Source organism: Kitasatospora sp. NPDC058478 (assembly GCF_042720345.1).
In the GTDB taxonomy this organism is placed as follows: Bacteria; Actinomycetota; Actinomycetes; order Streptomycetales; family Streptomycetaceae; genus Kitasatospora.
Map to the genome: position 1 here is coordinate 1 of NZ_JBHXML010000139.1, position 6825 is coordinate 6825.

Annotated in this window: 8 protein-coding genes; all 8 read right to left on the reverse strand. The window is 71.5% G+C overall.

Features of this window, described 5'->3' with window-relative positions:
- Nucleotides 1-226: 226 nt before the first annotated feature.
- A complete protein-coding gene (locus ACFWPT_RS40460) occupies nt 227-1066 on the reverse strand; it encodes a hypothetical protein (protein WP_380488006.1) in 840 nt (279 codons plus the stop codon).
- Nucleotides 1063-1392, reverse strand: coding sequence for a hypothetical protein (locus ACFWPT_RS40465; RefSeq protein WP_380488008.1), 330 nt, complete (start codon nt 1390-1392; stop codon nt 1063-1065). Before ACFWPT_RS40465 ends, ACFWPT_RS40460 begins: the two co-directional genes overlap by 4 nt.
- Before the next feature lie 9 nt (nt 1393-1401).
- Nucleotides 1402-1863 (reverse strand): XF1762 family protein, encoded by a 462-nt coding sequence (locus ACFWPT_RS40470; RefSeq protein WP_380488010.1) that lies wholly within the window; start codon nt 1861-1863, stop codon nt 1402-1404.
- An 85-nt stretch (nt 1864-1948) separates the two neighbouring features.
- Nucleotides 1949-2179, reverse strand: coding sequence for a hypothetical protein (locus ACFWPT_RS40475; protein ID WP_380488012.1), 231 nt, complete (start codon nt 2177-2179; stop codon nt 1949-1951).
- Nucleotides 2179-3234, reverse strand: a complete 1056-nt coding sequence (locus tag ACFWPT_RS40480) for a major capsid protein (protein ID WP_380488014.1) — start codon at nt 3232-3234, stop codon at nt 2179-2181. The genes ACFWPT_RS40475 and ACFWPT_RS40480 overlap by 1 nt, the downstream gene beginning before the upstream one ends.
- Before the next feature lie 3 nt (nt 3235-3237).
- A complete protein-coding gene (locus ACFWPT_RS40485; RefSeq protein ID WP_380488016.1) occupies nt 3238-3666 on the reverse strand; it encodes a head decoration protein in 429 nt (142 codons plus the stop codon).
- A 136-nt stretch (nt 3667-3802) separates the two neighbouring features.
- On the reverse strand, nt 3803-4414 hold the full coding sequence (locus tag ACFWPT_RS40490) for a hypothetical protein (protein ID WP_380488018.1): 612 nt from the start codon (nt 4412-4414) through the stop codon (nt 3803-3805).
- Between the two features lie 333 nt (nt 4415-4747).
- Nucleotides 4748-6595, reverse strand: a complete 1848-nt coding sequence (locus tag ACFWPT_RS40495; RefSeq protein ID WP_380488020.1) for a hypothetical protein — start codon at nt 6593-6595, stop codon at nt 4748-4750.
- Nucleotides 6596-6825: the final 230 nt, after the last annotated feature.

Here is a 6825-nt window from a genome sequence, read left to right on the forward strand (position 1 = left end):
CCCTCCTGGCCACCTGGACCGGCGCCTGCTCGATATGCGGCCAACCCGCACCAACCCCCGACCCCCACCATAGGACCTAACAAAGCCCTACTAGAAGACTGATGAAGATGTTGAAAGCGCGCCCGGCTTGTACCAGTTCGACCTGATTGACATTTACCGGCAATCTGGGGTGAGTCGGGCAGTCAGAGCAAGATCTTCAAGAGGCTTCTAGCGCGGATCCTCACGATCAAAGGGCCGTGACAGCACTGTCCTCGCCCAGCGCGACCGACGCGTCGGGCCGCAGCCCGAACGTCCGGGCGCACCGCGGGTGGGAGATCGGCCACTCGGCGGCTTCCTCGACCGTACGCAGGGTGCGGGTGGCCTTGTCGGGGTCGGAGTGGCTGGTCCATCCGCAGTCGTGGCCGTCGAAGACCTCGACGTGCTGGATTCCGTACTCGCGTGCGGTGTTAAGGGTGCCGGCGTTGCGAGCAACGGCGGAGCGGGCGAGGAGGGCGGCTTCGGCCCAGGCCTGGACGGGCATGCGGGCGCCGTTGCGGTAGACGACGCGGTCGAGGCGGTAGGCGGCGGCGATCCGGGCGGAGAGGGAACGGGCTGCGGCCGTGGCGCTGGCGCGGTCGGTGGCGAGGAGGGGGAGGTCGTGGCGGGCGGCGGAGCGGGCGGCCCGGTAGAAAGCGCCTGCCGCGCGGACGCTCTCCTGCGCCCGGTGCAGCAGTTCCGTGTAGGTGTCGGCGCTCAGAGCCCGCAGGGCGTCCTGGTGGCCGGGGGTCCAGTCGAAGGTACGGCCGAGGCTCGCGGCGGCGTCCCGGGCGGCCTGCTCGTAGAGGCGGGGGACTTCGTGGTGTGCGTAGTCGCGGATCACCCCGTCCACGGTGTGGTGGAAGGTGCGGACGGCGTCGGCGAAATCGGCGAGGGTGGCGGCCAGGCGGGCGGTGCGGCGGCCGTGGGCGAGCGCGGCAAGGACTGCGGCCTGAGCGGCGACGAGGTGCTGCCAGGCGGTGTCGAGGTCACCGACGACGTCTGCCGCGTCGTCCGGCTCGTCAGTGGTGGTCTCGGCGGTGCGGTTCATCGGGTGCGGCGAGCGGGCACGAGCGTGCCGGTGTCGAGGTGGGGGGTGGTGTCGTCTCCGGGCGCGGCCTCGTCCGGTCCCAGGGCGGTCTGGAGTTGGGCGAGTTGGCGTTCGAGGCCGGTCAGGTTGGCCGTGCGATCCACAGTGACGACGCCGTCCACGACGAGGCGCAGCGGGTCGGCCAGCAGCGCAGCACGGCGTTCGACCAGGATCTCGGTGGCGACGGCGCGGGCGGTGCCGAGGCGGTTGTACCGGTTTGTGAGGTCGTCGGCGGGGGTGGCGGTGCCGAGTTGGGCTTGGAGCCAGGCGAGGACGTGCCGTTCCATGCGGTTCTCCTACGAGTGGTCGGGGGTGGTGGTCTCCCACAGGGTTCGCGCCACGTTGTCGAGGCCACGGTCCTGGCGTGGCCTCGACGGGGTGTCCCAGCCGCTGCGGGGGGCTCGGTCTCCGACGCGTCTCCACCCTGCTGCTCGCAGACTGGTGCCCGGTTCGGAGGCGTGCGTGTAGGTGATCATCCGCCGGTAGCCGCAGGCGCGGGCTGCCCGCCATGCGGCGCCGTAGAGGGCTGAGCACGAGTTCGGAGTTCCGTCGGTGGCCAGCCGTGTCACCTCCAGGGTCCATCCGTCGTCGAAGGCCCTCGCAACGGGCCGCCCGATGATGGCGACGCCGACGAGTTCGGTCCCGGCGGCCACGCCGATGGAGAACTTGTGGCCGCGGGGACGACGGTGGTGGCGGTGGAGGCGTTCGACGGCCTCGCACGCTTCGCGGAACCCGAGCGGGGTGATCGTGAGCGGCATGGCGGTGTTCCCGTTGAGGCGTTGTCCGGCAGCGAGCGGTGCCGGACCGGCACCCTGGTGAGGGGTGCCGGACCGGCGGATCGCACTACTCGGTGTCCGCGCTGGCCTTGCGGGCCCGGGTGGTCTTGGCCTCCGGCTCCTCGTCGCCCTGGTCGTCCGGGTCGTCCTCGTCGTCTTCGGAGGGCTGCCAGGCGTCGGGGTTGGTGATGAGGGCGGCCAGTTCCCGGGGCGGGATGTGGTCGGGCAGCAGGACGAGGTGTTCCCCGGTGCCGGGGTGGTCGAGGTGGACCGCGTAGGCCAGGCGCCGCTTGCCCATCACAGGACCTTGGCCACGATGTGGCAGTCCGGGGTGTGCAGGACCGGCATCGCGACGGCTGCGCCCTTGGTCCAGATCTGCACCGGGTCGTCCTGGACACCACGGGTGAGGATGATGCCCGGGGCGTCCTCGCGGGTGATCGACGGGTTGGTGCCGCGGCTGAGGACCAGGGCTTCGGCGGTGACGCCGTACTGCGTCTGGCCCCACTTCTCGCGGTCCGGCGGCAGCATGATCCACCGGTCGTCCGGCAAAACCTTGGTGGCGGTCCCGTCGACGTTGACCTGCGCCTTGTAGAGAGTGACTGGCGGCAGGCCGTAGTCGCCGCGCACCGCGTTGACCTCGGACACGGTCAGGGTCCGCGTCGGGGTGCTGGAGGGGTTGACGGAGCGGTAGTAGGCGGCCCTGTACGCGTTGTTGCGGGCGAGCTGGCTGAACGCCTTCTTGGAGGTGATGACCATCTCCGGCTCGGGCGCGCCGAGGTCGTCCAGGTAGGACATCCAGCCGAGTTCGTCGGCGAGCGGGTCCGACGTCGGGTCCGACCACGGCTTCGGTGCGACGGGCATGTTGCCGGCGGGCACCCCGAAGTCGATCTCGATACTGAGGCCGTTCTCGGTGGCCGCGTCGAGGGTGAACCGGCCGTCCAGCAGCACGTCACCGGCGGCGAGTTCGAGCCGGGATCGGATCGCCTCGATGTGCCGCTCGGCGTCATCGAACAGCAGCTCCAGCAGCCGGTCCTGGTCGGCGCCGTGGGACTGCTCCAGGAGGATCTGCTGCTGCTCGCCCACGATCAGCTTCTGGCCCAGGGCGGGGAGCAGGCCTTCGCGCGTGGTCTCCCACGCGGTGCGGTCGGCGAGCGCCACCGACGCGGAGTAGGCGCGGTACTTGGCGGTGTTGACGCGTCGGCCGTTCTGCTTGATCCGCCACTTGATCTCGTTGGTCACGAGGGTCGGAAAGACCGTGGAGGTCAGCAGGAAGTCGGACGGGGAGGGGATGGCGCGGGCGAAGGTGGTGAGGTCGGCCGCGGAGACGCCCTTGACGAGGTCCTGAATCGTCATCGCTCAGGCCCCCTGAACCCACCGGATCAGGGCGCCGCCGGGCGACGCCGTGATCTTGGTGGTGTCGATCCCGCCGGGGATCTTGGAGGCTCGGGCGGCGCCGTGCCACAGCAGGGCGCACGGGATTCGCGGCTGGTTCGGGGCGAACAGCGCCTCGTCGTAGACCAGTCCGGCGAGGACCTGGCGGCCGTCGGTGGCGGCCGGGTCGTACGGGCCGTACAGGCCGGACGCGGTGATCCGACCGAGGGGCAGGCCGGACACGAGGCGGCTGTAGGGCTGGGTGGAGTCGGTGGACGCGACGTAGTGGGTGCCGGCGGTCAGCTTCGACGCGTCGATGGTGACGGTCTCGGTCTGGTCGGTGCCGTGGGTGGACGCCAGCCACGGGCGTCCGGCGGTGTACGTCGCCGTGGTGGTGATCGGCTGGGTGGTCAAGGGGTGTGATCGCCTTTGCGGGAGCTGGCGGTCACGCACTCACCTGCTGGTGGTGCCGTCCACGTGCGGGGGTGCGGGGCGTGGTCCCCTGGTCCCGGTTCGCTGCCGGGTCAGACGCTCAAGGGCGGCCGGTGCGTCAGGCCGTGAGGTAGCCGCGCCGCTTGGCCATGTCCAGGCCGACGGAGGCGGGCGTGGGGGCGTGGCCGCGCGGCGGCGGCCCGCCGGCGGGCGAACCGCTCGGCGCGGGCGGCGCCGTGACAGGCGCGGCCGCACCGAACAGCTCGGGGCGGCGCTCGGCCAGTACCGTCGCGGCCTCCGTGACGGTCTGCTGATCGGCGTCGGCGGGAATGTCGAGAAGACGGATGGCGTCGTCCAGGGCCTGGCCGGTCGCGCCCAGGCGGCTCAGGGCGGCGTGCCGCACGGCCTGGTTGAGGCGGTCGAGGGCCTGCTGCTCACGCTGGAGCGCGGCCTGTTCGCGCTGCGCGGCGGCCTGCTCGCGGCGCTCGACCTCGCCGAGGGCGGCCTGCTCAGCGGTGCGCTGCGCCTCGACCCATGTCTGGAGGGCGGTGGAGTCGGTGAAGCCGAGGTCGGTGACGAGCTTGCGGATGGCGGCGCGCTCTCCCTGGGACTTCTCGCGGGCGAGGAGCCGCGACAGGGTGTCCTGGGTGATGAGGGTGCTGCCCGGGTCGGTGGCGGCCGGAGGCTGCACGGCGGCCGGGTCTCCGGCGGGCGGGGTGGGGGCAGTCATCGGATTCCTCCGGAACAGCGCCCCCGCGCCAGTGATCAGTGTAGCTACTCCCCCGGCACGGGCGACGGAGGCGAGCAGGCGGCCCAACGAGCCTTGCCCCGGCCACCGGGTGGGTTCCCCTCGGGGAACCCACCCGAAGAGAGACCATGGGTTCCCTTGGGGAAACCCAACAGGTTTCGTCAGGGGAACCCAACAGGTTGCCCTGGGGGAACCCCTTCCTTTCCTGTTCCTTCCTACCTCCTACCTACCCCCCAACCCCCCACGGCTGACGCCGCAGGGGGCCAGGAGAGCCCACCCGAACCGACCTGGCCACACGGGGCCTTGGAAGGCCCTCTACGGGCTCTTGGGGGCGTCGGGGGTGCTCTTCTGTCCAGAGGCCTCCGGGAGGGGCACAGGGGGCACCTCGGGGCCTCCGTCAGGGAGGCCGAGGAAGTCCCGGACCACCCGGGTGTCGCCGGTGGCATCGGCGAGGCGGGCGGCCGAGTCGAAGGAGCGGGCCTGGATGCGGCGGATCTCGTCGGTGATGTCGGTGATCGGGAACCCGGCGTCGGCGAGCATCCGCACGCACGTCTCCAGGCTGAACAGCCCGGCCTCGTAGCCGCGCACCGCAAGGTCGAGCGCCTCGGCCTTGTCGGTGGGCAGGTGCGGGCCCCACACGATCTGAGCGGCCGGCAGTTCCCCTGCGGGCCAGCCAACCTGCCCGGCCTGGAACAGCCTGCCGGCCATCCGGAACAGCAACTGGTACTTGTGGGCGCGGGCGAGGCGCATCTCCCCCACCAGGGAGCCCAGCGGGCCCAGCGACAGCGACAGCGCATACCCCGACGGCACCTCGGAGGGCTTCACCACGCCGAGGCCGGAGGCGGTGAGCCGGGAGTTCCCGGCGACCCGGTCGAGGAGGTGATCGGTGCGCTCGCGCAGCTCCCGCAGTTGCGGGGACGTGTCCAGGGCGCTCATCGACCCGCCCTCGTTCAGCGACCACACGGTGCCCGCCTCAACGCGGAGCGGCACCGGGGCGCCGGTGCTGCGGTCCTTCGGCAGCCGCACCCCCGACAGGGCGACGATCGGCGCGCCGGTCGTGCCGGAGGCCGCCGAGGAGTCCGTGTCCGTGGCCGCCAGCTCGTCGAGACCCTGCATCACCCGGGAGATCACCGGCTGCCCCCAGTGCTCACCGACCTCGACGATGCTGTTCGTGATGTGCACGACCGGCACAAAATCGATTTGTAGATCAAGCCCTTGGAGGACTTCGCCGTCGCGCCGCACCCGGTAGCGGGCCTTGTTTGCGGGCAAGTTGTAGACGGTGTGCGCGGCCTTGAGGTCTTCGAGCAGCCACTCCGCGTCGGTCAGGTAGCAGGTCGTGTGCGACGGCTTGTCCGGCGCCCACGGGTAGGTGCGCGAGATCATGCCGCTGGCCTCGTCCGCGCGGTCTCCGGGCAGCAGCACCGCCTGCCCGTCCTGCCCCGTCGCCCACTCCCTATGCGGCCCGCCCTTCTCGGGGACCACCGGGCGGGTCGCGCCGGCGATCGGCCCCAACGCGTAGGTGATCCTTCGTATCCGCGCCTTCCGTCCGGTAGCCGGGTCCTCGGGCAGCTCCCATGCGAAGTGCACTGTCATGGGGAACTCGCCGCCGTCGGCCTCGTCGTCCGTCCGCTCCGGGAAGTACCAGCCAGGGTCCATCGTGCGCAGCTGCGGCCGCCCGGCCACCGCGTCCCAGGCCAACGTATAGACGCCATCGCCATAGCGCACCGCGGACCGCTCGCACTGCTGCGTCCGCATCGGCAGCAGCTCCCGCCGCGCCCACTCCCGCAGCCGCTCCTGCACCTCGCGGGCGAGCGCGGCCTGCGGCGCCACCCCAGCGCCATCGCCTTCGGCACCCGGCACGACGATCGACTGCGACGGCCCCAGCAGGTAACCAAGCGCAGCCGCGACCAGCTTCGCCGGGTCGCCCAGCTCCCGCCGGTCGAGGCCCTTCTCGTCCCCATCCGCATACGCCAACTGCCCGGCCTGGTTCTGGTCGTAGGCAGCCAAAACCTTGTACGCCTGGAGCCGGCGCAGGTCCTCCAGCGGCACCCAACCAGAGGTGAGTTCACCGAACGGCCCGACGCCGCGCCGCAGCGGCTGAGACATGATCGGCTTGTAGTTCAACCACGACCACGCATCGATGATCAACTCACGCAGGCCCACGGATGCTGCCCTCCCAGGCAACCAGGCCCCACGCCGCCCACCAGCCTAAACGTCGCCACGGAACCGCCCGACTGTCACGTGGCCGCGCCGACAGTCCGCGTGTACTGCCAGGTAGGCTGCCCCGGCCAGCAGGATCGAACGACAGGAGCCACCCGGTGCCCGAGCTGCCACCCCCGATCACCGTCGTCGGGATCGGGGCCGACGGCTGGCCCGGCCTCTCCACCGCCGGC